The organism is Photorhabdus tasmaniensis (assembly GCF_011189505.1).
In the GTDB taxonomy this organism is placed as follows: Bacteria; Pseudomonadota; Gammaproteobacteria; order Enterobacterales; family Enterobacteriaceae; genus Photorhabdus; species Photorhabdus tasmaniensis.
Map to the genome: position 1 here is coordinate 1 of NZ_PUJU01000019.1, position 24,159 is coordinate 24,159.

Annotated in this window: 24 protein-coding genes; 9 read left to right on the top strand and 15 right to left on the bottom strand. The window is 44.9% G+C overall.

Annotated features, from left to right (window positions below):
- Positions 1-508: 508 nt before the first annotated feature.
- The 5 genes from C5471_RS10770 (at position 509) to spoT (ending at position 7,134) form a co-directional block, all read left to right on the top strand.
- The gene (locus C5471_RS10770) at positions 509-1,306 is read left to right on the top strand and encodes a hypothetical protein (RefSeq protein ID WP_133814440.1); all 798 of its coding nucleotides are present in this window, start codon (positions 509-511) and stop codon (positions 1,304-1,306) included.
- A 1,576-nt stretch (positions 1,307-2,882) separates the two neighbouring features.
- Positions 2,883-3,677, top strand: a complete 795-nt coding sequence (locus C5471_RS10775) for a hypothetical protein (RefSeq protein WP_166295855.1) — start codon at positions 2,883-2,885, stop codon at positions 3,675-3,677.
- Between the two features lie 362 nt (positions 3,678-4,039).
- Entirely contained in the window at positions 4,040-4,663 is a 624-nt protein-coding gene (gmk, locus tag C5471_RS10780; RefSeq protein WP_133814442.1) for a guanylate kinase, read from the top strand.
- Between the two features lie 54 nt (positions 4,664-4,717).
- Complete coding sequence (gene rpoZ, locus C5471_RS10785) at positions 4,718-4,993, top strand: DNA-directed RNA polymerase subunit omega (RefSeq protein ID WP_133814443.1); 276 nt, start codon at positions 4,718-4,720, stop codon at positions 4,991-4,993.
- A 17-nt stretch (positions 4,994-5,010) separates the two neighbouring features.
- On the top strand, positions 5,011-7,134 hold the full coding sequence (gene spoT, locus C5471_RS10790) for a bifunctional GTP diphosphokinase/guanosine-3',5'-bis pyrophosphate 3'-pyrophosphohydrolase (protein WP_133814444.1): 2,124 nt from the start codon (positions 5,011-5,013) through the stop codon (positions 7,132-7,134).
- On the opposite strand, the gene C5471_RS10795 is transcribed toward spoT, so the two are convergent.
- The 12 genes from C5471_RS10795 to C5471_RS10850 form a co-directional block, all read right to left on the bottom strand.
- Positions 7,131-7,538, bottom strand: a complete 408-nt coding sequence (locus C5471_RS10795; protein ID WP_133814445.1) for a hypothetical protein — start codon at positions 7,536-7,538, stop codon at positions 7,131-7,133. The two genes, spoT and C5471_RS10795, sit on opposite strands and share 4 nt — an antisense overlap.
- A 32-nt stretch (positions 7,539-7,570) precedes the next feature.
- Complete coding sequence (locus C5471_RS10800) at positions 7,571-8,056, bottom strand: CaiF/GrlA family transcriptional regulator (protein ID WP_133814446.1); 486 nt, start codon at positions 8,054-8,056, stop codon at positions 7,571-7,573.
- Between the two features lie 143 nt (positions 8,057-8,199).
- Positions 8,200-9,603, bottom strand: coding sequence for a hypothetical protein (locus C5471_RS10805; protein WP_133814447.1), 1,404 nt, complete (start codon positions 9,601-9,603; stop codon positions 8,200-8,202).
- Between the two features lie 170 nt (positions 9,604-9,773).
- Entirely contained in the window at positions 9,774-12,506 is a 2,733-nt protein-coding gene (locus C5471_RS10810) for a fimbria/pilus outer membrane usher protein (protein WP_242688656.1), read from the bottom strand.
- A gap of 84 nt (positions 12,507-12,590) precedes the next feature.
- Complete coding sequence (locus C5471_RS10815) at positions 12,591-13,352, bottom strand: fimbrial biogenesis chaperone (protein ID WP_133814448.1); 762 nt, start codon at positions 13,350-13,352, stop codon at positions 12,591-12,593.
- Between the two features lie 68 nt (positions 13,353-13,420).
- Positions 13,421-14,164, bottom strand: coding sequence for a fimbrial biogenesis chaperone (locus C5471_RS10820; protein ID WP_242688657.1), 744 nt, complete (start codon positions 14,162-14,164; stop codon positions 13,421-13,423).
- Positions 14,165-14,216: 52 nt separating this feature from the next.
- The gene (locus tag C5471_RS10825; protein WP_133814449.1) at positions 14,217-14,921 is read right to left on the bottom strand and encodes a hypothetical protein; all 705 of its coding nucleotides are present in this window, start codon (positions 14,919-14,921) and stop codon (positions 14,217-14,219) included.
- A 33-nt stretch (positions 14,922-14,954) separates the two neighbouring features.
- A complete protein-coding gene (locus C5471_RS10830) occupies positions 14,955-15,629 on the bottom strand; it encodes a fimbrial protein (protein WP_133814450.1) in 675 nt (224 codons plus the stop codon).
- Between the two features lie 68 nt (positions 15,630-15,697).
- On the bottom strand, positions 15,698-16,312 hold the full coding sequence (locus C5471_RS10835; RefSeq protein ID WP_242688659.1) for a fimbrial protein: 615 nt from the start codon (positions 16,310-16,312) through the stop codon (positions 15,698-15,700).
- Entirely contained in the window at positions 16,296-17,036 is a 741-nt protein-coding gene (locus C5471_RS10840; RefSeq protein ID WP_133814451.1) for a fimbrial biogenesis chaperone, read from the bottom strand. The genes C5471_RS10835 and C5471_RS10840 overlap by 17 nt, the downstream gene beginning before the upstream one ends.
- Positions 17,037-17,157: 121 nt before the next feature.
- Complete coding sequence (locus C5471_RS10845; protein WP_133814452.1) at positions 17,158-17,751, bottom strand: fimbrial protein; 594 nt, start codon at positions 17,749-17,751, stop codon at positions 17,158-17,160.
- A gap of 427 nt (positions 17,752-18,178) precedes the next feature.
- The gene (locus C5471_RS10850; RefSeq protein WP_133814453.1) at positions 18,179-18,745 is read right to left on the bottom strand and encodes a tyrosine-type DNA invertase; all 567 of its coding nucleotides are present in this window, start codon (positions 18,743-18,745) and stop codon (positions 18,179-18,181) included.
- A gap of 440 nt (positions 18,746-19,185) precedes the next feature.
- On the opposite strand from C5471_RS10850, the gene recG reads away from it, so the two are divergent.
- The 4 genes from recG (at position 19,186) to C5471_RS25295 (ending at position 23,070) form a co-directional block, all read left to right on the top strand.
- Positions 19,186-21,267, top strand: a complete 2,082-nt coding sequence (gene recG / locus C5471_RS10855) for an ATP-dependent DNA helicase RecG (RefSeq protein WP_133814454.1) — start codon at positions 19,186-19,188, stop codon at positions 21,265-21,267.
- A 611-nt stretch (positions 21,268-21,878) separates the two neighbouring features.
- A complete protein-coding gene (locus C5471_RS10860) occupies positions 21,879-22,139 on the top strand; it encodes a hypothetical protein (protein WP_133814455.1) in 261 nt (86 codons plus the stop codon).
- 552 nt (positions 22,140-22,691) lie between these two features.
- Entirely contained in the window at positions 22,692-22,880 is a 189-nt protein-coding gene (locus C5471_RS10865; RefSeq protein ID WP_133814456.1) for a type II toxin-antitoxin system CcdA family antitoxin, read from the top strand.
- 28 nt (positions 22,881-22,908) lie between these two features.
- Positions 22,909-23,070 (top strand): CcdB family protein, encoded by a 162-nt coding sequence (locus tag C5471_RS25295; protein ID WP_133814703.1) that lies wholly within the window; start codon positions 22,909-22,911, stop codon positions 23,068-23,070.
- Positions 23,071-23,080: 10 nt separating this feature from the next.
- Here the strand turns inward: C5471_RS25295 and C5471_RS10875 are convergent, their stop codons facing one another.
- The 3 genes from C5471_RS10875 to C5471_RS10885 all read right to left on the bottom strand — a co-directional run bounded on the left by C5471_RS10875 (position 23,081) and on the right by C5471_RS10885 (position 23,965).
- Positions 23,081-23,350 (bottom strand): hypothetical protein, encoded by a 270-nt coding sequence (locus C5471_RS10875; RefSeq protein ID WP_133814457.1) that lies wholly within the window; start codon positions 23,348-23,350, stop codon positions 23,081-23,083.
- A gap of 80 nt (positions 23,351-23,430) precedes the next feature.
- Complete coding sequence (locus C5471_RS10880) at positions 23,431-23,721, bottom strand: type II toxin-antitoxin system RelE family toxin (protein WP_133814458.1); 291 nt, start codon at positions 23,719-23,721, stop codon at positions 23,431-23,433.
- The gene (locus tag C5471_RS10885; protein ID WP_133814459.1) at positions 23,711-23,965 is read right to left on the bottom strand and encodes a type II toxin-antitoxin system RelB/DinJ family antitoxin; all 255 of its coding nucleotides are present in this window, start codon (positions 23,963-23,965) and stop codon (positions 23,711-23,713) included. The genes C5471_RS10880 and C5471_RS10885 overlap by 11 nt, the downstream gene beginning before the upstream one ends.
- Between the last annotated feature and the right edge of the window lie 194 nt (positions 23,966-24,159).

A 24,159-nucleotide genomic window follows, 5' to 3' on the forward strand; every position in this document is an offset into this window, starting at 1 on the left:
CCGAAATACTGAGAAAAAGCGTCGATATTCATGGGGGCACTCCTGAAAAAAGGAGTATGAGATCATAAGTAGCTCCGTGGGTCAAACTGAACGATTTTGATTAAATAACGTTCGCGATCTCACCCTACCAAATAGCCGCCTTGAGGCGGCAGGAATTCTGGGAAGACTAAAACGTATGTCAAATACGATTAGTTCACCCATTAAGTACAGTCTTTTGCCAAGAGTCGCGATTAAAGCTGGCATAACAGCACATGTCTGAACGATGCCCAGCCATTACACCGGATGTAGCAATAACCAAACACAAGCGCGAGCCAATGGTTCCAGAGGCAATCTTGGATGAAAGAAACTGTGTAGTGAAGATCTGCGCGGGATAACCGATGCAGAAAATAATAACTGGAAATAAGGAGAATCTCTGAAAGGTAGATGTAATCTGACCGGGACGGGATTACAGCAATCAATGAAAATTTTTAATCTCACAATCGGGGGATCATCCCCATCAGAATATTTAATGAACGCTGGCAACATATTCATCAGCGGAGTGAAACCGAATATTGGCCGGATAACGGCACATTGTCGCCGGTGGCCGATATGGGTGGGGGGAGTGGGTCTCTCTGTCAGTGTACTTTTCTCTACCCCGGTTCTCGCATATACAGTTGAAGTCATAGACTGGGTTCCCCCACGAGCCATTAATGCCCTCGGGCTGCCGGTATTGGATGGGGAAAACAATAACGGTAAGCCAATTCGTTATCCGCCAAAAGGGACAAAAAACTTAGTAGGTGTTTTTCCACCAAAGTCCAATCTTAAGTTTCCAGAAACATATCCCTCCATCGTATTAAAAGATCTTCTACTGTGGGTTAGAGCGCAAAACCATCTCTTCATTGTTCCGCACGTCGTTACAGGAAAGTACAACTGTGAGATGGTGGCCTACCGCAAAGGAAACAGGCCAGCAGGAGAAGCCAAGGCAACACTTTTTACAGATGCAGTCGTTGCAGATAGGAATATCCACTGGTTCGAAGGGGATAGTATCGTGATGGAGTCCAGACTAGAAGAACTGTATTACTCTGTATCCTGTAAGGGAACGGGTTTTTCATGGCAGCGGAAACCTGAAGAGAAAGTCAAATTCGAAAGTAACTGGAAGAATGCGGTGCCATCAATTAGAATGAGAGGCTGCAAAGATCCCAACAATTATATCTATGACGTTGTTTTCTGGAGTCCACCAGATGGTTTAGATCCCAATTTTAAAGATCCAGCCATAGTGCGACCTCATGCAGAAAACAGTGATAACCAGCAGAAAGTGGCCCCCTAAGCGTAAAGGTAATTTACCCGGGAGGGGGGGTGATGGTAACAAATGGTCATCTTTAATCAGGCAGCCGGGGAACAATCCCCGGTTGAATAGGGCGTGTTAGAAATTCAGCCGATAAATTCCAACGGGTAAAACCAAACAAGCGGCGATACAAAATATCCATTAGCCACCTTTCCCCAAGAAAATTTCTACGGAAATTGAAAACAATAAACAGAATCAATATCAATAAATTAAGTATCCGTTGCTCCCTAGCTATCCATGCATAACAGCAAAATAGGGGATAAAAAGATTCCGTCCTAGGAAAAGATAATAACTTTGCGAAGCAGTTCGGAAAACAACGTTAACTTCTGTGATTCATCAATTATGATTTTTTTAATTTCTGCCTCAGTAGTGTCATTACCGTCGCAGAGGAGGAAGCCCTCCCACAGGATAAGTACGGCGGTAGTACCAGAACCAGAATTCAAGCTAATTAATATTCTATTATACATACGGTATGCTGCTGGTTTAACGCAAAATCAAGTTGCATGGCGATACGATTAGTTAATCTATTAAGTATTATTTTGTTATTGTGAACCATTAACCAATGGCTGAGCTGAATATAATCACTCAGCCTATCGCCTATTCATTCAAAATATTAGCGCACCCGACCTCAGTTATTACCAACATCAACTTTTTGCGGAATATAAAAAGACAATCACTTTACGAAATAGTTTGGAACATAAATCCTATAACAACCAAAAATAACTGAATTTTTATAACCCCCTCGAATGAACATGACGATAAAAATTTAACAACTCCCTATTTCCAGCGCTGCAATTAATGATTAGTGAATTAACTTACGCGTTCGCGTAATAATAACCAAAAAGATGTACATCTTCTCTAAATTCTTCTGTACAAACCTCATTATTATTACCCTTATCATGTATCTGTAGAGAATAACTCGAAAACCACTACCAGAAAGTCGATTTGGCATTAACCTAAAGTTATCAACTGATAACTTTTTTCTATTAGCTTTTTTAAAAAAGATAGCTATTCTTATTTATGTCTTCATAGCAATAAAAAATCAGCTTAACCCGCAGGGGATAAGTTTTATGGCATAAACTAGCTGGAGGAAATAACCCGATTAAGAATACTGCTACTGTTTCTATACGGTGGAACAACCGCCCTATTATTGCAGCATGGCCGTATAATTGAAGACCCAAATAGCCGCCTTGAGGCGGCAGGAATTCTGGGAAGACTAAAACGTATGTCAAATACGATTAGTTCACCCATTAAGTACAGTCTTTTGCCAAGAGTCGCGATTAAAGCGGGCACAACAGCACATGTCTGAACGATGCCCAGCCATTACACCGGATGTAGCAATAACCAAACACAAGCGCGAGCCAATGGTTCCAGAGGCAATCTTGGATGAAAGAAACTGTGTAGTGAAGATCTGCATGGGATAACCGATGCAGAAAATAATAACTGGAAATAAGGAGAATCTCTGAAAGGTAGATGTAATCTGACCGGGACGGGATTATAGCAATCAATGAAAACTTTTAATCTCACAATCGGGGGGTCATCCCCATCTGAATATTTAATGAACGTTGGCAACATGTTCATCAGCGGGGTGAAACAGAATATTGGCCGGATAACGGCACATTGTCGCCGGTGGCCGATATGGGTGGGGGGAGTGGGTCTCTCTGTCAGTGTGCTTTTCTCTACCCCGGTTCTTGCATATCAAGCTGAAGTCGTAGACTGGGTTCCCTATCGAGCCATTATTGCCCTCGGGATGCCGGTATTGGATGGGGAAAACAATAACGGTAAGCCAGTGCGTTATCCGCCAGCAGGGACAAGAAACTTAATAGGTGTTTTTCCAGCAAAGTACGATATTGCGTTTCCAGAAACAGAGTATCCCACCGTGTTAAAAGATCTTGTGCTGTGGGTTAAAGCGCAACACCATCTCTTCATTGTTCCGCACGTCGTTACAGGAAAGTACACCTGTGAGATGACAGCCTACCGCAGAGACAAGGCAGCAGGAAAAGCCAAGGTAACACTGTTTACAGATGCAGTCGTTGTAAATAAGGATATCCACTTTTTCAAAGGGGATAGTAACGTGATGGAGTCCAAACTCGTAGATCTGTATTACTCTGTATCCTGTAAGGGAACAGGTTTTTCATGGCAGCGGAAACCTGAAGAGAAAGTCAAATTCGAAAGTGACTGGGCGAATGGGGTGCCATCAATTGAAATGCAAGGTGCCAAAGATCCCAAATATTTGATCTATAACGTTGTTTTCTGGAGCCCACCAGATGGTTTAAATCCCAATTTTAAAGATCCAGCCGTAGTGCAACCTCACGCAAAAAACAGTGATAACCAGCAGCAAGTGGCCCCCTAAGCGTAAAGGTAATTTACCCGGAAGGGAGTGATGGCAACAAATGGTCATCTTTAATCAGGCAGCCGGGGAACAATCCCCGGTTGAATAGGGCGTGTTAGAAATTCAGCCGATAAATTCCGACAGGTAAAACCAAACAAGCGGCGATACAAAATATCCATTAGCCGCCTTTCCCCAAGAAAATTTCTACGGAAATACATCGGTAACGCGACACGTATGAGCCGGTACGTGTATACTGTTATAAGAATTTTATTCTGCTTTATATTTATACCCAATAGATTTCAAGTTGCAGCGTAGCGGTAAGTGAAAGCAGCAACCTGAAAGATAAAAGTATACATTGTTATCCAACCAACCAAGATATCATCATGATCCAAGGCACATTATATATTGTCTCTGCGCCAAGCGGGGCGGGTAAATCAAGTCTGATTCAGGCTTTATTAAAAACACAACCTTTGTACGATACTCAGGTTTCTGTTTCCCATACCACGCGCGCAATGCGTCCCGGTGAAAATCATGGTGAACACTATTTCTTTATCACTGAAGCAGCCTTTTGCCAAATGATCGATAATCACGAATTTCTGGAACACGCCCGTGTTTTCGGTAATTATTACGGTACATCCCAGAAAGTGATTGAAGAAACCCTTGCCAGTGGCGTTGATGTCTTTCTTGATATCGATTGGCAAGGGGCGCAGCAGATCCGCAAACAAATGCCCTCTGCCCGCAGTATTTTTATCCTGCCACCGTCAAAAGAAGAACTTTGCCGCCGTCTGCGCGGTCGGGGTCAGGACAGTGAAGACATTATTGAAAAACGCATGGAGCAGGCTGTTGCAGAAATGGTTCACTATAACGAGTATGATTATTTAATCGTTAATGATGCTTTCGATACTGCATTGGCCGATCTGCACACCATTATCCGTTCAGAACGCCTGCATCGGGAGCGCCAGGCGCAACGGCATGAGGCTTTAATCAGCAAATTATTGGCAGACTGAACCCAATTTCAGTATTATGCCCAGTCATTTCTTTACCTGTGGAGTCGCACACATATGGCACGCGTAACTGTTCAAGACGCTGTAGAAAAAATTGGTAACCGTTTTGACCTGGTGTTGGTCGCTGCTCGTCGAGCACGTCAACTGCAAACAGGCGGTAAAGATCCGCTGGTTGCAGAAGAGAACGATAAAGTGACCGTTCTCGCTCTGCGTGAAGTGGAAGAGGGGCTGATTAACGGTAAAATCCTGGATGTCCGTGAGCGCCAGGAACAACAAGAGCAGGAAGCAGCAGAAATGCAGGCGGTTTCCGCTATCGCGGAAAGTCGTCGTTAATCTACGGTAGGTCTGCCTTGTATCTGTTCGAAAGCCTGAATCTGCTTATCCAAAAATACCTGCCTGGGAGTCAAATTGAACTCCTCAAGCAGGCTTATTCTGTTGCACGGGATGCCCATGAAGGGCAAACCCGTACCAGTGGTGAACCCTACATTACGCACCCTGTCGCGGTTGCCTGTATTCTGGCCGAGATGCGTCTCGACCATGAGACACTGATGGCCGCGTTGTTGCATGATGTTATTGAAGACACACCCGCCACCTTTCAGGATATCGCACAACCTTTTGGCCCTGTGGTCGCTGGGTTAGTTGAGGGGGTGTCCAAGCTTGATAAGCTGAATTTCCGCGATAAAAAAGAGGCACAAGCAGAAAACTTCCGCAAAATGATCATGGCGATGGTGCAAGATATCCGCGTCATTTTGATCAAACTAGCAGACCGTACCCATAATATGCGTACTCTCGGGGCGTTACGTCCAGATAAACGCCGTCGTATCGCCCGAGAAACGTTAGAGATCTACAGCCCCTTAGCCCACCGTCTGGGGATTCATCATCTGAAAACGGAGTTAGAAGAATTAGGGTTTGAGGCCCTTCACCCTAACCGCTACCGGGTTATCAAAGAGGTGGTAAAAGCAGCCCGGGGTAACCGTAAGGAGATGATCCAGAAAATTCTGTCTGAAATTGCAGGCCGGCTGGCCGAAGCCAGTATTGAGTGCAAAGTCAGTGGCAGGGAAAAACATCTCTATTCTATCTACCGGAAAATGCACCTCAAAGAGCAACGTTTCCATTCTATTATGGATATCTATGCATTTCGGGTCATCGTTAATAATGTTGATATCTGCTATCGGGTTTTGGGGCAGATGCACAGCCTGTATAAGCCCCGCCCGGGCAGAGTAAAAGATTACATTGCCATCCCCAAGGCCAACGGTTATCAATCTTTGCACACATCCCTGATTGGCCCGCACGGCGTGCCCGTTGAAGTCCAGATCCGCACCGAAGATATGGATCAAATGGCTGAAATGGGGGTTGCCGCACACTGGGCTTACAAAGAAAAAGAACAGGGGGAATCCGGCACAGCCGCGCAAGTTCGTGCTCACCGCTGGATGCAAAGCCTGCTGGAACTACAGCAAAGTGCCGGCAGCTCTTTTGAATTTATCGAAAGCGTTAAATCTGATCTGTTTCCTGATGAGATTTACGTTTTTACCCCGAAAGGGCGCATTGTGGAATTACCCGCCGGCGCCACCCCAGTTGATTTTGCCTACGCCGTACACACCGATATTGGTCACGCCTGCGTGGGTTCACGAGTGGATCGCCAACCATACCCCTTGTCCCAATCGCTGACCAGCGGCCAAACCGTGGAAATTATCACCGCACCGGGTGCTCGTCCAAATGCTGCCTGGCTGAATTTTGTCGTCAGTTCAAAAGCCCGTGCAAAAATTCGTCAGTTGTTGAAAAACCTTAAGCGGGAAGACTCCATTGGGCTAGGCCGCCGTTTGTTAAATCACGCGTTAGGTAATGGGAAAAAGCTGGTTGATATTCCACAGGAAAATATCAATAAAGAGTTGACGAGAATGAAACTCTCAACAATCGATGATCTGCTGGCTGAAATCGGGCTTGGCAATACCATGAGTATCGTCGTCGCCCGCAATCTGTCAGGCGCACAGGAAAATACCGCAAGCACCCGTAGTCATAACAGCGGAGCGCGTAAATTGCCCATCAAAGGCGCTGACGGTGTGCTGATTACGTTTGCCAAATGCTGCCGCCCCATCCCCGGAGACCCCATTATCGCTCATATCAGCCCCGGCAAAGGGTTGGTTATCCACCATGAATCCTGCCGTAATATTCGAGGCTATCAGAAAGAACCCGAAAAATTTATGGCCGTTGAATGGGATAAAGAGATCAATAACGATTTCACCGCCGAAATAAAAGTGGATATGTTTAACCACCAAGGGGCGTTGGCAAATCTGACTGCCGCCATTAACGCAGCCAATTCCAGTATTCAAGGTATGAATACAGAAGAGAAAGATGGTCGTGTTTACTGCGCTTTTATCCGGCTGACCACCAAAGACCGTATTCAGTTAGCGAATATTATGCGCAAAATCCGAATTATGCCGGATGTGATGCGAGTCAGCCGTAACAGAAACTAAACCGGATAGCCCATGCAAATCAGCAGGTGAACAGCCAAATCGCTATCCACCGCCGACCCACAAGACTCAACCGGCAATGACGGCACCAGCGGCACGTCATCCCGGTTATCAAAGAACAGACCAATCAATGCTGAATCAACCTCATCCAGTATGCGGTCTAACCAACCCCCGCCACCCACACCAAACATCAATACCAACCCGATAGCGATAAACAACAGTGGCAAGATCCATGTCCGGCACCAATACGCTAACAGCATACGGGGATACAGCGAGCAACGAATTTTGTTGCCCAATAAAAATCCACAAACAACCAGCAATACAATACCGATAATCAGTACTACCCGGCTTATCAGCATCCCATAAGGCATCACATACAGAATCGATAAAAACTCATCTTCCATCATGACCCACCAAACAGCCACATGTGTGATACGACTCAGGAGATAAACGGAACACAAGCCCGCTGCAAAAACCAAATGCGCATGCGATTAATTTGTGATGATGTCCGGGAGCGCGTCGACTTCACCGTTTTCGTTACCTGACCCTTCTGGGGCATAGGTTCAACGACTGCCGTAACAATCAGCATCAGCCGGCGATATCTCCGCTTCTCACGAAAGAAGATTTTTTCACAGGCAATCACATCACGTCGCTCATTGTAGATATAATTCATCACATCTGTTGCCCGGCGTTCTGTCACTCGGAACACCTGGCTGATTTCACTTTTGGTAAACCCGCGTCCCTTCAATAATCCCCAATACGCGACCGCCATGTACAACGGTGTATCATTCAAATGAGACAAGCAGGCAGGCAGACGAAAATCCCCATGATTACTTTGTTTACCCGTAATAGTCTGACTTCCAAGCAAATCGGTCTGACTGCCGCTTATTTGAAGCAGCATTGAATCATTAACATTGATTGTCATTTTACTCTCCCCCGGTGACTAACTGGTCTACCCGTTATCACATGAGAAATGAAATACTGTGATTTATCTGAAATGAAATACCTATAGGCTAATCCGCCCACCATATTTAATGATTTGTGTAAAAATAACGCTCACCGCAGGCGCTATGGCCTTACCAACGTCATGTCAAAATTCGTCTGGAAATAACCATAATCCGAAGGCTTCAATCCCCGGAGTTGCCAGAGGCTTCCAGTGAAATTGAGGTTAAACCGCGTAATTTCTCGTTTAGGTGGTTTAGGTGGTGTAAGTGAAAAAGAAGGGTTCTCCACTTGAAGGCACACAAAACCCCCCGTGTCTACATCGGTACTACCATTGCCAAATGTGATTTGCTTATCCATTGTCTGAGTTGTATTACCTTTACCCACAACAATATTTCCCATACAACTAAATTTAGGGTCAAGATCAGCACTGAAACTAACCGGATTACTCTCAAGAGGTCTTTCGACGCCCACGCTAGATAGATTAAGCTTTACCCCCAACGCTTCATTATCAATCTCTTTACTCTCTGGTGTATTATGCATCACCCGCAACATTTGATTCTGAGTACCTGGCATTATATAGTGGGAAGATGCCACCACAATTACAGTGCCACCTGTATTTTCTCCTTCGTTGACAAGGCAGAAAACTGGTATAGTAAAGTCTATGTCCTTGAGTTTGCGCTGACCGCCTGGGTATCCGTTTATTTGCAAAACCTCACCAAAGTGAAGTCGCCTGTCATAAGCTACCGGAAAATAACAATTTGGTGGCTGCAATATTACTGTAGGGTCTTTGATCTCAGGGAGACTACCTAGTGGTCGTTGCCAAACCACAAAATCGTTCTCACTCGAGGTCTTAACCTGAAATCCTATAAGATCACCATTAGGACTCGTGTCGAATTTGATCTTCTGATCGGGATGTCGCTGCCATGAAAAATTGTCCCCACTACAAGAAACATCGAATTTGAAATCTTGCAGTGCCGCATTTTTTACATCTTCATCAACCTTAGTATCGCCATTGTTTACCTCAAGAGATGCGTATTCAGTTTGATTCAGACCCGCATTATTCATCATATCCAGCAAAAAGCGCTTTTCCGCTGTTCCTGGACGATTATCCTTAAAGCTGGCTTTAATTTTACAGTTGTATGTACCCGAGCTAATTTGCAAATCGTCAAAGATTTTCCCCTTAGATACGAGCCGAAACTTAGCGTTCTCCATCGTCATTTTGGGGTCTCCCTGCCACAACATTGATGATACATTGGGAAACACAATATTTGCGCCCAAGTTTGCTTTCCCCGATGCTGGATAGGTGATGACAGAGCGATTCCACGGCACTGCTTGCCGAGGCCCAAGCGCATCACTGACTGCCGCTGCGTTCCAGTATTCTACTTGTGTAGCAAGTACCGAGGAGGAAGAAAAGATACCCACAGATAGGCATATCACGCCTGCCCATGTCGGCCACTGGCAACAATAAGCTACCATCCGACCAACCGCCTGCACTATCCTGTTAATAAACATTTCATTCATATTCATGCGATACCCAACCAAGGATTACTCCCCAATTGTCCTGTTAAAACTTCTCATTCGTTGCCATCATCCCGTCTCAGCCGGAATACATCCACCTTTCCGGGATCCCTCTTCTTTTGGTTATTGTGTTCTGCACTGGATTGCTCGTGCAGATTGTCACCATACAGCATCCCTTTTTAACGACAGGTTTCGTTCAGTTGCCTCATTGGACTCCAACTCTTATCGCCTTTCTTCTTCACCGGAGGTGCTCCCAGGTTAAATGTCACCTCACACTGGCTATCCGGTGCATTACTCCACTTCACTTTCAGTACCCCCTTAGACGGCATACCACTCAGGTACACTTGCCCACCATCTCCCACTATCGCCGCCAGATTTGTATCTGCCTCCCCTTTCAGCCCCGCCATTGCTCCAAACGGTACAGGTTTACCGTGATAGGTTAGATTCATCAGCAATTGCTGCCCAATACGTACGGGGTAATCCACGACCACAACAGCCCCCTTAGTCGGGAATACGTTCTTGCTGCCTTGCTCCATATTCGCCCCTTCAGGCAGCGATGACGGGTCTAAGCTGATACTGTTACGGCTGTACGTCCTGGCATATGGCATAACCGCATACCCCCAGCGATTAGTCGTAGCTAAGTTGGAGTTCATCACACGCACACCTCCAACCCCCGCTGTTCGCACTAACACAGCAGCATCGCCAATACGCGATGCCAAGGTGACACCATACTGATGAGCAATCAGTCCTCCGCTAAACCCATAGTTCACACTACGTCCCCCTTGTGAATCGTAGTTGTATCCCAAGCTCGCTTGCCCGAAAGAGCCATTGTATCCCATCGACACGGATCCACTGTTTCCTTGTCCTTGATTAGCCTGGCTTTGTGATACGCCCCAGGACAGACTATTGTCATCCAGTACTGAGCCACCCAACCCTAGCTGGCTATTACTGCGCCCGGAACTATCACGGAAGAAATTATAATTAGCATACGCATTATTCAGGGCCGCATAGGAACCAAACAAGCTCAGAGGAACATTCACGTTCAACGAAATTTGACGGTTCTCAGGCCAATCACCATTACCTCTCATGCGATCAATGCTGTAATTAAGCCCCCAACCCACACGGTAGAAAGAACCATTCAATCCCATCGACAGCGTGGTATTGGTTTTAGAGCTGCCCCAGTAGTTATCCCGCCGACCACTGAGCCACAGGGAATAATTACCGGGCAATGACTGGCTGAGTCTCGTTTGCCAACTGCTACGCCGCCGTTCAGACATCCAAGAGGGGACTTCTCCCCAAACACTGTAGCCTTGGGTATTCGCATCCGAAAAACTTAGATAATTACGGGTGGAATAGCGGTACGCGGTTAAATCCACTGTCGTGCCAGTGGTCAGCATACTTTTCGAATATTTAGCACGGTAAGACTCCCCGCGCAGGAAGTTAGTCGCATTTTGCAACCGGGTTCGAGCCGTCGTGACATCCGCAGATAACGCCCCCATCATACCAAGGGAAAGCCCAGCTCCCAGCGCCGCAGACTGGTACGATTGCGCCACCAAACCACCACCGTATAGTGTGACGTTGCCAGGCAGACCGTAAATCATCGAAGCCATGCCAAACACCGGCTTACGATTGTTGTATCCCCCCGAATGATAGCGCCCGGCTGCCACTTCGTACTTAAATTGCCCCTGTCGCAACATCATAGGCAAACTAGAATAGGCTTGACTGAACCCATGATGAGTACCATCTGCCTCGGTTATCGTGACCTGTAAGTCACCGCCGGTACTGCTCCCCACCAGATCGGTGATACGAAATGGGCCTGGCGCGACGTTGGTTTGGTAAATCACGCTGCCATTTTGTGTCACCGTAATCTGTGCATTGGATTTAGCTATCCCGCTAATAATCGGTGCAAAACCACTCTGACTACCGGGTGTCATGGAATCACTGGTGGCAAGTCCAATACCTCGATAAGGAAAACCATCAAATACCTGACCCGCCACGTAGCCAGTCGAGGTATCCCCTATCGTCAGATCACTGCGTAACGCGACTACATCACGCTGCAAATAGGTTTGTAAGAAGTTCCACCTTTGCTGGGATTGTGTCGTTTTCTTCGCTGCATCATTAAATGAGTCATACCAATTATAAGTCTGAGAACTATAAGAATAGGTGGCAGTATTACGAAGACGCCAAGCCCCCAAATTCAACCCGGAATTAAAGCTACCGAACAGACTCTGACTCGTCTGTTTATTACCAAATTGTGAGCGTCGGTTCTGATTGCCATTAATATTGTAATTCAATAAAAAAGCCGGGATCCCCTCTTGCCATAACTTTGGATCAACCAGACCATTCTCCAAAGGTTTCATCGCTATCTGAGGAACACTCAAGCTCAACTTCATCTGAGAGAAATCCAGATGAGCCGTGGCCTGAGGAATGAATTTGCTTAATGGACTCCCCATTGGCTTATCCGCCGGCAATGCTTTTAATGCCGGAATACTATTCACATTGACACCCGCCGCCTCCAATAAATTCGGGGTAAGTACGGGAACCAGCACGTTACTACCAGTACCATTATGCTGGAACGTAACATCGCGTGAATCAAAGAAAGTACCATTAATATAGATGTCAACTCGGTAAGTTCCCGGTGCCTGACCACCCGCAGTTTCAAACTGTGATAAATCCACCGTTTGTCCTGAACTTTGACCAAACTCCAATAAAGCAGGATCAAAATAGTCACGCGCTGTTACCTGAGTATGCCAACCCGCCAGTAATACCAGCATCATCCGGTAAAAAACCGGAGAAAGGCACAATCCTATTCCACATTTTGACAAGGCCATCGCGGTGGAAATACCTGGATTTATACGACAAATAGACCGACGTTCTGAACGACGGCTTATTGCCGGAATTATTACTTTCATTCTTAATTGCCATCTCTATTATTTAATAATAGGTCCGTTGCTCACCTATCTTCTGCTGATATCTGCAACGCCACTCACTATTGGCTAATTGCTGCCAGAGACAACAACGGACCTGCTCTCTTCACCGGTATTTAAACCAAATTCATCGATAGCTCGCCACAATACGGTGACATGACTGCCCGGTAGTGTTTGACCCGATGGCAGTGACCAGCTCTGCTGACTCAATGGCGGCACCATACTGAACAAACTCCCAACAGGCACAGCAAACGAATTCACCTTTAAAGTCTGCAACGTTATCCAGAATGGAGACGGATTCGTTAGAGTCACAGTATTTCCCTTGACCGATACCTGTAACTGCTTCACTGCTCCAGTAACCCCCTCTTTTGGTAATCCTTTCGGGCGATAGAACAACTTCACCGCCAAAACCATGACCATTTTCATCTGGATAAGGTTATTTGGCGTAAAATGTTCCTTCTCGGCAGGCAACAGACGCACATTCAGAAAGAACACCGACTCCCGATCTTTTGGAAAATCCCCACCAGTGCGAAGGATTTTCAGTACTTGGCTACTGTGCGCATTCACCTTGCCCAGAGGAGGAATAACGATAAACGGTGCATTAACCGCTGTCGGTAAACCGCTCTTTGGATCCATTTCCCGTACCATTGACTGAATAAGGTAGTTATCGTCACTGTTATTACTGAAAGTCGACATGGCACCGTTGCTGGATGACTCAAGGTAGATCACACGCGGCTCATCTATAAACATCCCCTGTAGCTCTGCCTTCAGTCGCGATACAGGCAAGATCATTAACAAAGTACACAACACAGCTGTATATATCTGTTTCATTGAGGCATCCCATTCATGCCATGTAGTGTTTCTTCATCCCAAAAATATGACTCAGTCCAAAACATGACTTAGTGGCTCTGCAATACACCGTTCTGCGGCTGACTTTCTCCCCCGAAATCGGTCATCATCGCCCACGTCACCTTATCAGCCGCTTTACCTGCCTTCCCTGCCAAGCCTGACAGGGAATAAGTCACCTGACCAAAAGGCGCTAACATGGATGGCGCTTTATTCAGGTTTATGCTTTCACCCGCCAGGTTCAGCCAGGAAAACGTTTGGTAATACGGCGTCGGATTAACCACCACGACGGTATTGCTGGTTCGCGTAAATGTCAGCCGGGAATACGCCTGTCTCGGTGTCATCGGTAGATTATCTGGCCGGTAAATAAATTTAATGTTCATACCTAGCGAGATAGACAAAGATGCATCAACCTTATCCTGTTGCCCATCAGACTCACGGGGAGCTACCCCCGCAGGAATCGCATTGATGCGAAGACGAAACAGTGACTCACGATCAGCCGGGAAATCACCACCGGTACGGATAACGCGCATCACATTCGCGCTGTTACCCTCTAGACGAAATAAGGGGGGCAGCACAGTAAACGCCGATGACCGAGTCTTGGTATCATCCCATGAGGTCACTGCCGCTTGTATCAGATACGCTCCATCACCCGAATTCTGCAACGAGATACTTTGTACTTTGTCACTTTGATGATAAACCAGCCGCGTCTGTCCTAGCATCAGACCCGCATGAGCCGGTAACGCCATCATTGCCCATAGCCCCAATAATCCCATTATCCACGCTTTTATATTCATACCTTCCACTTCACTTCTGGCAACAGTTATCAGGCATACCTGAATTTAATTATCACGAATACTCAAACTCAAAATGTATCTTAATATCTAGGTATCCTCCGACCGCTCGATGTCCTTTATCACCGGCCAGAACCACGGAAAATGTCATGGTTTGACCATCGTTCTTATCACGGTTCGGTTCAAAGTCGAAGCGTACCGGGTCCAACAGAGACTGCGCCTTGACTAATCCCGAGTTAGCCCCCCCCTCTTTGCTCAGCCGAACTCCTATCCACTTAGAGTCAGTAGCACCCCACGCCCAGAAAAGGTAAGAATCGTTACTATCAGGGTCCCTATCACCCCATACGAGCAGAGTCGGTTGCTTTCTAATTTGAGAACCGTCCCCTTTGAGAGGTGCCTGATTACAACCCGACAGAGTGAATGTTAACGTTCTTCTCGTTTCTTCCAGAGATGCACCATCCTTGAACTGACTGGCCCTGTAAGGTTTTTCGTAGTTTATAGGATAGTTACCATCGGACACGCCATTCACTGACAGCACACAAGTCGGAGGCAACAGAAAACCGTTCAATGTGTAATGAGCTGTTTTGTCTTGCGGGTCACGCGGGTCAATGGCAGCTTGCACCGGCAGAACCAGATTGACACTCAACCCGACCATCATCATGACGAGCAACAAATACTTCGTCCGATTGCGATACCCTATGAAACAACTGCTCATAAATTTTTTATTATTCATTTTCATCCAACGCCCCTTATCTCTCATTTCCCACTTGGTATCCTCCGTGATAAATCACCCTCACCGATAGAGAAATGTAAAAGTGACACTCGCATGTAATTGACCAGGTCGAATAACATCACCCTGCCGCTCCCTGGCAATCGCTACCACTAGAGGAACTTCCGCCTGCTGGTCATCAATTTCAATACCAAGATCGTCTAGCGATGTAGGAATTACAGCGGGTATTAAGTTATCCCAATTAATCTCGTCCCCCCCATCATCCGACATGGCTGAATACATGAGAACAAATCCAAACCCCTCAGAACTATCAGGGCCATCAGAATCACGGAACATGTTTAGTGTGTTGTTGATGGTAGTACCTTCCACAAATATCTCGGGAATACTGAAAGTATTGGCATTCGGATAGCCACAATTAGTCAACTTCAATTGAAGCTTATGAGGGCTTAATATATCCCCTGGCTTTGCAAAGCTCGCTGCCGACAACGAACCAAAATCCAAGGTACCTCCGCCACTTATCTCTATATCACAAGGATCTGGAATAATCGAAGCAGTAAGCTCCACATCCACTCCACTCGTGTTTGTGGGAGAATACACCTTAGCCGCCGCCCCATTGCTCACCAGAAACAATAGAACCAAGATAGAACAGCAGAAGCAGCGCATTACCGCATATCTGCCCTTGATCAGACAGACTAACGGGTTATTTAGCCTATTTTTTTCTTGTCCTGTCCCAAACATCGTACTTGCCTCAAATTAATTCTATGATTCTTTCTGTTAACAGATATCGCACTGCAATGCCGATAACATCAGCGATAATCAAACGTGAATGTCATCGTTGCGCTAATTTTGCCTGTCTTTTTGCAGTCAGCTGCCTGTTTACCGGCGACTTGAGCACACATCAGTGAAAACTTGACTGGCACAGAAACAGAAGGAGCGCGGTCATTTACGATTGTGCCTTTGTTAGCCAAGTGAAACGGGACTCCGTTCTTCAAATCCGAGGACCACTCCCCGCCATTGAGTGTCTTCAATTGCACAGTAACGCCCATTGCCGGGCTTTGTTTATCACGATTACGAAACAGCGTTTCATCCGTATCAACGTGATCGCCGGTAACGGTGATCGTGGGAGTAATACTGTCTTTATTGACCACAGCAGTGCAATTTTTCAGCGTCAGATAGGCTTCCTTGTTGATTTTGCCTGATTCTACGTCTTTAAATTGCACAGTACCGAGTTCGATATTGCTGTCGCTCGCAGAGACATCACACGTCCCTTGGGTGATTGTGGCCTTAAACTTGGCATTGGCAGAATTCTTCGCCCACAAAGGAGTAGCAAAAAGCCACAAAACCCCCGCCATACCGATGTAACTCAGGTACCTGCGTACATACAGAATCATTGAGATACCGATTTTATTGGATTGTGCCATTGAAATTATCTCCTCCACCGAGATCGTTAATCACCGCCCATTCCACTTTCTTTTTGTTCTGATTATTTTGAGCGGGGTAAACATGGGTACTAAAAGGTGCCAGCATTTGCGGATGACTATCAGAAAACTTCACAGGTACACCAGCAACTTTGATCTGCGTAAAGCTGATGTGATAAGGAAAATTATTACTGACTTGAACGCCACCAGGAGCATGAGTGAAGCGCAGTGCTTTGTATGCCTGCTCTGGCGTTCCCACTAATCCCGTTGGCCGATAAAATAGTTTGATGGTATTGCCGATGGCATAGGCCAGCCTACCGTTAACCTGAGCGCTTTCAAAGCGCCGGCCCGGAGCATTACTACCGGGAATGGCAGTAGCATTAAAATAAAAGACACTCTCCCGGTCGGTCGGTAACTGGCTGGTATCACCCAAGATGCGCAACGTATTGGTCCCTTGAGGGTCCAAACGGAACAAAGGTGGTGAGACATAAAATGGTGTTTTACCCTTGCCATCAACGGTGGTGCTGACTTTAGCCGTCACCAAGTAAGGGATATTAGTTGTCGTATTACGCACCGAGACTGTTGCTTCAGCTTTATCCTGTAAAAAAATAATGCGTGTCGCGTTGATGCCAAATCCGCCTTCAGCCCAGCTCTGTGACGCAAACAAAAATATGCCCAGGACAAGGCTTTTTACTACGATGTTAGGAAGCCGGAGTTTATTGATCATTACTTTTTTCTCATGCCTGAACTCAACCAGTCGTTGCCTATAAAAGACACCATTCAACTAACTGTGATTTTTCATTAAAGGAAGCCCAAGGAGGTGCTCCTCAGGCCAAGACTACAAACAACTAGTTATATGCATAGGAGAAGGTAATGGGCACGTCAATCGTCTGACTTGCTGTAGGTTCGGCCTTTGCTACCATATACGCAGTGAAATCCACTGCACTATCATTGACCTTGAGTTTATCAGTCGGTTTTGCCACAGCAGCAACGTGCACAGGGATTGTACTTTCGGCTTTAACAGTCTTTACGGCCCCACCCTCTTTATAAGTTAGTGCTATACCTGCCTCTTTATCTTTCTCAGCATTAAAGATATAACCACCCGAATTACTAAGCGTATTGCCTGTCACGTACAACTTAACCTTATCTGCCTCCTTGTTTTCCTCATCACAATTAGCAAGAGCAATAGAAAAATGTCTTTCACTCTCAGGTACATAAACCCCAATACCTGCTTCTGGAAAATGATCTTTCGAAGGTTTAAATGCTGTTTTCTGATAGTTCCCTGTATCCACCCTACCGCCTGAACCAGGGGTAGTGACATCACACGTCGCAGCCAAAACCATGCCAGAAATTGTTACCACAGCATTCTTCGCCGCATTAGCAGTCGAAACTGCACCCAAAACCAACGCCGCCACGACGCTTATCTTTAATATCTTTTTCATTTCATTAATCTCTCTTAACTATAGATTAAAAATCAGACTTAACTTTACATACCATTTGCTGATAAACAGCAACACTTAGCTGTACATAAATTTGTCACTTAGGACCATTTTGACAATTGAGATAAACTTTGGTATTTTAGTATGAAAATACAGCATTACCGAAACAACTTAACGGTAATCATCAAAATTTAAGGATATTTTGTTGTTGTCTCCGAAAAATAAGAGCAACAATTTCAAGCAAGGAGCCTAAGAGATTGGGATTTGCATGTGTTAAAAGCAGACGAATTGAGTTATTTTTGTTCGGTCAGGGTAGATACATAATGCTTTACAAAGATATACAATTCTGTATCTTTTTTTATTAGAAAATTTTCAGTATAGTTTCATGACAAGTCTATCTGGATTGTCAAAATGGTCCTAAATGTAACGATCAACGCTTACCTTTCACACCCCAAACTCCTTGAAAACGTTCAACATTACTCGCTGTATAACGTACAGTGTGACGAATGTTTTTATGTCCAAGGTAATCTTGTATCAGCCGGGTATCCACTCCCCGGTCCGCAAGGGCAAAACCACAGGCATGGCGCAACATATGCGGATGCGAAACGACGGCAATATTCGCCAATTGCCCTAATCGACTAATAATCTGGTAAATCCGCTGGCGCGTAAGCGGCTTCCCAGAACGTGACAAGAACAACCAATCACTATCTGCCCCCAAGAAAGTTTTGCGCACTTTGAGCCACGCCTTAATCGCCCGGACCTCACGGAGCAACAGAGGATGGTTAGTACAAAATCCGCCTTTTAGCCGCCGGATATACAGGCATCGTTCTTTCAACTCCATATCAGATAACCGTAAATGTCTGGCTTCGCTGACGCGAAAGCCGTGGATAAAACTCATATACACCAAACAGTAGTTCCGCTCTGGATTAGCGCCGACTTTCGCCATTTCCAACAGGCTTTCCACTTCTGACTGAGTCAGATATTTTCTTTGGCCCATGATTATTTCTCCCAAATATTGATAGCACAACCCAGCTATATATCCCCTGACAAACCCGCCCTCAATTCCGAGACATAAACCAAGAACAGACAAAACCCGGGGATAAAATGCACGCCATTAATTTGCCCAAATGGCATGTTGTTCACTGGGGCTACAGAGGGTTATACAGATGAGAGGTAGAATTTAAACACCTTTTTTTGATTATTTTTTTATCACTATGAGATCACGCTGTTGAATTTAATTGATATACAAGAATATATGACCTTGACTGTTACAGGAGCTTACCACGGCATATCAGTATGATTTTTACCCCGTTATTGGGGGGAATATTCCGTTGATTACGTTAAACCCGTCTGTATTATTATGGATAATGAACCGGGCCCAATCGTGCCCGGTAAAACAGGATGGACTGCCACACAATCAATGGAGAAAAAAATCGTATGAAAGGCCAACTGCTTGATGCTATCCCTTTAACATCCCTGCATGGCGTCGGGGCAAGTCAGGCAGCTAAACTGGCAAAAATGGGACTGATTAATTTGCAGGATCTACTGCTGCACTTCCCGCTTCGTTATGAAGACCAAACACGCCTTTATACGATTAATGATCTTTTACCGGGTATCCATGCCACAGTCACAGGTGAAATCCTCCATACCAATGTTGTTTTTGGCCGCCGCCGAATGATGACTTGCCAAATCAGTGATGGTACCGGTGTGCTTACACTGCGTTTTTTTAACTTCACCGCAGCAATAAAAAACAATCTGGCAAAAGGGAAACAGGTTGTTGCCTACGGTGAAATCAAAAAAGGTATTCATGGCGCGGAAATTATCCATCCTGAGTATAAAATCCAAAATCATGCTGGAAACGTACAGCTTCAGGAAACATTAACGCCTATTTATCCCACAACGGAAGGTGTTCGTCAGGCAGCTCTTCGCAAGCTGATTGATCAGGCTCTGAAATTGCTTGATACCTGTGCGATCAACGAACTCCTGCCGAGAGCGTTAAGCCGTTCCATGATCAGCCTGTCACAAGCATTGCATACTCTGCACCGCCCACCACCAGATATTGCGCTGGCGGAGCTGGAAACAGGCAAACACCCGGCTCATCACCGCCTCATTCTGGAAGAACTTCTCGCTCATCATCTGAGTATGTTGGCAGTCAGAGCTGGCGCACAACGCCATCACGCTCAATCGCTACCGGCTGAAAACGAGTTAAAACAGCAATTCCTCAACCGTCTGCCATTTACGCCAACTCACGCGCAACAACGGGTTGTAGCAGAAATTGAGCAAGATCTGGCAAAAGATGTTCCGATGATGCGATTGATTCAGGGAGATGTTGGTTCAGGAAAAACGCTGGTTGCCGCGTTGGCTGCGTTGCGGGCCATTGCACATGGCAAACAAGTTGCCCTGATGGCACCGACTGAATTGCTGGCAGAACAGCATACAAATACATTCCGGCAATGGCTGGAACCTTTGGGGATTCAGATCGGCTGGCTGGCGGGTAAACAAAAAGGGAAAGCACGTCAGAAACAACAAGAAGCCATTGCCAATGGGCAGGTCGCTATGATTGTTGGCACACATGCCATGTTTCAGGAACAGGTTAAATTTTCCGGTCTGGCGCTGGTGATTATTGATGAGCAACATCGGTTTGGTGTTCATCAACGTCTGGCTTTGTGGGAAAAAGGGCGTGAGCAAGGCTTTCATCCCCACCAACTGATTATGACGGCAACCCCGATTCCCCGTACTCTGGCAATGACCGCTTACGCGGATCTTGATACTTCTGTTATTGATGAACTGCCACCGGGGAGAACGCCGGTCACAACGGTTGCAATCCCGGATACACGTCGTGAAGAGGTGATCAAACGGATCAAAAACGCCTGTCTTGATGAAAATAGACAAGTCTATTGGGTCTGTACGCTGATTGAAGATTCTGAGGTGCTGGAAGCTCAAGCGGCACAAGCCACCAGTGAAGAGCTCACTCTTGCTTTACCGGCACTGAAAGTCGGATTGGTACATGGCCGAATGAAGGCCGCAGAAAAGCAGGAAATAATGGAAGCTTTCAAACATGGAGAACTACAGCTTCTGGTCGCAACAACGGTTATTGAAGTGGGTGTGGATGTGCCGAATGCCAGTTTGATGATTATTGATAACCCGGAACGGCTTGGACTGGCGCAATTGCATCAATTACGCGGACGAGTTGGCCGTGGGGCTATCGCTTCTCATTGTGTTTTACTTTACAAAACTCCCTTAAGCAGTACCGCAAGAATACGCCTGCAAGTGCTTAGAGACAGTAATGATGGTTTTGTTATCGCACAAAAAGATCTGGAAATTCGTGGTCCCGGTGAATTATTGGGAACACGTCAGACAGGGAATGCCGAATTTAAGGTTGCTGATTTACTAAGAGATCAGAGTATGTTGCCGGAAGTACAGCGTATTGCCCGACATATTCACCAGCATTACCCGGAACATGCCATCGCCCTAATTGAACGCTGGTTACCGGAACGCACACATTATGGTAATGCGTGATTGAGAATATATCAGAGCGGGTTTTTCGTTTCTCAACACCGCCAAAAATAGGGATATCTGGTTTTATCCAATTATTAAGATGCTCTGCTACAGAGCTTTCTTTGAATTATTCCGTTTAATTGATAATGTATTATTTATTGAGGAATGAAAAGCCGAATTATAAGAATAAATAAAATCAGGTGAATCTACCAGATTTAAGCAGAAGAATTTAGCAAAATCCGCCGTAAACCCTCATCCAGTGCGGGCGGGGATATAAGGTGGATTTTGCTAAAATTCAGTTAGTGGTGTGTGCGGTATTAGCGCAACGTTATGCTAGAAGGTTAAAACGGGAATAGATATAAATCTATAATGGGGTAGATCAGATGAGCTCGGTTTTTTAATGTCAGTAGCATTCAAGGATAATGTCACATGGTTGTATTCAATTAGATCAGATGGCTACATAATTATTTATAATGACAAGATTGAGAATAATGGCGAACAGATAAATTATTTATATTCGGCACAATCTGTCTAAAAAATTTTTATTATTTCACTGGTTTTATTAATTTAATTTCCGTTATTATACCATTGAATTAAATACAAATATTCGTTATTGATATAGTGGAGGATTTATGATTTATGTTAAAAATCTCTCAAGTGAACCAATTAAAGTTTCGGTTAGTAAATATGGGGAAGAGGGTAAAGAAGAATATTTAGATATTGATTGTGAAGATGTAAAGGTGTGGGATCTATCCGATACGCATGGTTTTATATTGTCAGTAATACAGCGAGATACTGAAAAATCATATTCTGCTTCTCATAACAGTTTTATTATTGTTTTTAATGATCATGTACAAGATAGCGGCACTAATATATCTCATCAAGATAAATAAATGAGAGCTGGACCCAATTAAATCGCCATAATCAGGAATGGAGATTCCATTCCTGAGCTATTTACTTTCGCCCCTAATACTTGTTTTTCTGCTTGACTGATAAAGATATTTCCAGACTAGGTGTTTAGTCCCAACATTTGGTTAATAATATAATAGAAAAATTTTATTGGCTGATAACTATAGGTTAATGCTAAATTGATTTTTCGGCAGTTATTCTCAGATTATTTCTATCGATAAAGAGTAAAAATTAAAATTATGAGACTTGAGCGACAGAATTTAGCGGGGATATATATCTTTATGGCTAATTTTATTAATACGTAAACATGTAACTTAAATATATAACATGATTTTGTAATGATTGGCTGTAAAGCAAAGAATAAAAATTACCATGAGGGCGTAATATCTTTTCTGTTTATAAAAAAGTGAGTTGTTTTGGTTTTTTTAGGATTTACATTGCAAATTATTTCATGAAGTTATTGTCTTTTAATTTTTATTTGAAAAGTAATTTTGGTAATAACAAGACGGGAGAGCTAATATTCCAAATAGAATGAGGTGGTAGATGAAGCCCGTGATTTAGGGATCAACTTATCAGCAACACTAGATAAAATGTTGTCCGATGTTGTTCGTGAGAAAAGAAGACAGCAATGGAAAGCTGAAAACAAAGCCGGTATCGACGCTTTCAATGAATTTGAGCGTAGTGCAGGGCTATTTACCGATGATGATGAATACGGGGTTATTTGATAGCTCAGTACGCCGTTTACCGCAATAAATCCCTAAATCGAGGGCGCAATACCCTTTCATTATCGACATTCAGAGTGACCTATTAGACGATTATGATTCACGGGTAATAATGCCGATTGCTCTGCTGTCAGATAAAAATTCACGCGTCAAAACGTTAACGCCAGTGATTAAGATTAAAGGTGATCAATAGTTTCAGGGATTTAATTGGTTGATTTAAACTTTAGATCAATTTCCGACCCGGCATGATGAATAATCGCGCCCAATATCGGCAACAACCAGACATCAACATTTTTGGCTACCTTGAGAAAGGAGATTGAAGGCAAAAACCGTCTCGCCAGGCTGCGCCGGATAACCCGAAATTCGAATCGGCCACGCCGACAGGTGAAATCCAGCACCTCATCGTGGTTGTTTTTGCGGCGGATATCCCTGAGTTTTTTGCCTGCCAGTGTCGGTAATTGGAATATCATCACGCTAGGATGCTCTGCATTGTCAGACCGAAGCCCTCAATCTTATCACCCAGCATCGGGACAATTTCATTGTGGTATATTTATTATACAATTCGTTTACACGCTATCTCATAAGTTTTCGCATCTTCCCGTTTACCAACAGCAATCACCCATATTACGATCTCTTCTTCTATCACTTGGTAAACTAGACGAAAGCCTGAAGAACGGAGCTTAATTTTAAAGCAGCCAGCCAGATCACCGTGTAATCTAGCTGACTCAATATAGGGATTGTTCTGTAACTTCCGTAGCTTCTTTTTAAACTGGTCGCGTATGCTTTGATCCAGTTTGTACCACTCTTTCAGGGCTCGTTCGTCGAAGTCGATATTAAATATCATCAAGGTTTACCCTGATACGTCTAGCGGGATTTTTAAGACGGTCACGCACCACTGCTAAGATGTCTGCATCTTCATCATGATCTGCCACCATAACGGAAACTTCAGCGAACGGCAGCTTTTCATGCTCTACAACATAGCGCAGAAAGAGACGCAGCGCATCGGATGGCGATAAGTTCAGTTTCTCAAATGTCTGATACGCACTTTTTTTAAGTTCTTCATCAACTCTGATCTGAATAGTACTCATAACGTTATCTCCTGTAATGACATTTGTATTGCATTCTATTGCATGACATTTGTAATGCAATAAAAATTTTTTGCTATAAGTGGAGTATAGAATCGCTGGTAAATGAATTACACTTGACATCCTCCCCTTGGGGAAAGAACATGGATTGAACGCTAGTTACCGAAGTACACATTATGGTAATACATGATTGAAAA

What these genes read in the sequence shown, in the direction of transcription:
- C5471_RS10770 (WP_133814440.1), top strand. Translation starts at nt 509, where the DNA reads ATGAACGCTGGCAACATATTCATCAGCGGAGTGAAACCGAATATTGGC.
- C5471_RS10775 (WP_166295855.1), top strand. Translation starts at nt 2,883, where the DNA reads ATGAACGTTGGCAACATGTTCATCAGCGGGGTGAAACAGAATATTGGC.
- gmk (WP_133814442.1), top strand. Translation starts at nt 4,040, where the DNA reads ATGATCCAAGGCACATTATATATTGTCTCTGCGCCAAGCGGGGCGGGT.
- rpoZ (WP_133814443.1), top strand. Translation starts at nt 4,718, where the DNA reads ATGGCACGCGTAACTGTTCAAGACGCTGTAGAAAAAATTGGTAACCGT.
- C5471_RS10795 (WP_133814445.1), bottom strand. Translation starts at nt 7,538, where the DNA reads ATGATGGAAGATGAGTTTTTATCGATTCTGTATGTGATGCCTTATGGG.
- C5471_RS10800 (WP_133814446.1), bottom strand. Translation starts at nt 8,056, where the DNA reads ATGACAATCAATGTTAATGATTCAATGCTGCTTCAAATAAGCGGCAGT.
- C5471_RS10805 (WP_133814447.1), bottom strand. Translation starts at nt 9,603, where the DNA reads ATGAATATGAATGAAATGTTTATTAACAGGATAGTGCAGGCGGTTGGT.
- C5471_RS10810 (WP_242688656.1), bottom strand. Translation starts at nt 12,506, where the DNA reads ATGAAAGTAATAATTCCGGCAATAAGCCGTCGTTCAGAACGTCGGTCT.
- C5471_RS10815 (WP_133814448.1), bottom strand. Translation starts at nt 13,352, where the DNA reads ATGAAACAGATATATACAGCTGTGTTGTGTACTTTGTTAATGATCTTG.
- C5471_RS10820 (WP_242688657.1), bottom strand. Translation starts at nt 14,164, where the DNA reads ATGAATATAAAAGCGTGGATAATGGGATTATTGGGGCTATGGGCAATG.
- C5471_RS10825 (WP_133814449.1), bottom strand. Translation starts at nt 14,921, where the DNA reads ATGAGAGATAAGGGGCGTTGGATGAAAATGAATAATAAAAAATTTATG.
- C5471_RS10830 (WP_133814450.1), bottom strand. Translation starts at nt 15,629, where the DNA reads ATGTTTGGGACAGGACAAGAAAAAAATAGGCTAAATAACCCGTTAGTC.
- C5471_RS10835 (WP_242688659.1), bottom strand. Translation starts at nt 16,312, where the DNA reads ATGGCACAATCCAATAAAATCGGTATCTCAATGATTCTGTATGTACGC.
- C5471_RS10840 (WP_133814451.1), bottom strand. Translation starts at nt 17,036, where the DNA reads ATGATCAATAAACTCCGGCTTCCTAACATCGTAGTAAAAAGCCTTGTC.
- C5471_RS10845 (WP_133814452.1), bottom strand. Translation starts at nt 17,751, where the DNA reads ATGAAAAAGATATTAAAGATAAGCGTCGTGGCGGCGTTGGTTTTGGGT.
- C5471_RS10850 (WP_133814453.1), bottom strand. Translation starts at nt 18,745, where the DNA reads ATGGGCCAAAGAAAATATCTGACTCAGTCAGAAGTGGAAAGCCTGTTG.
- recG (WP_133814454.1), top strand. Translation starts at nt 19,186, where the DNA reads ATGAAAGGCCAACTGCTTGATGCTATCCCTTTAACATCCCTGCATGGC.
- C5471_RS10860 (WP_133814455.1), top strand. Translation starts at nt 21,879, where the DNA reads ATGATTTATGTTAAAAATCTCTCAAGTGAACCAATTAAAGTTTCGGTT.
- C5471_RS10880 (WP_133814458.1), bottom strand. Translation starts at nt 23,721, where the DNA reads ATGATATTTAATATCGACTTCGACGAACGAGCCCTGAAAGAGTGGTAC.
- C5471_RS10885 (WP_133814459.1), bottom strand. Translation starts at nt 23,965, where the DNA reads ATGAGTACTATTCAGATCAGAGTTGATGAAGAACTTAAAAAAAGTGCG.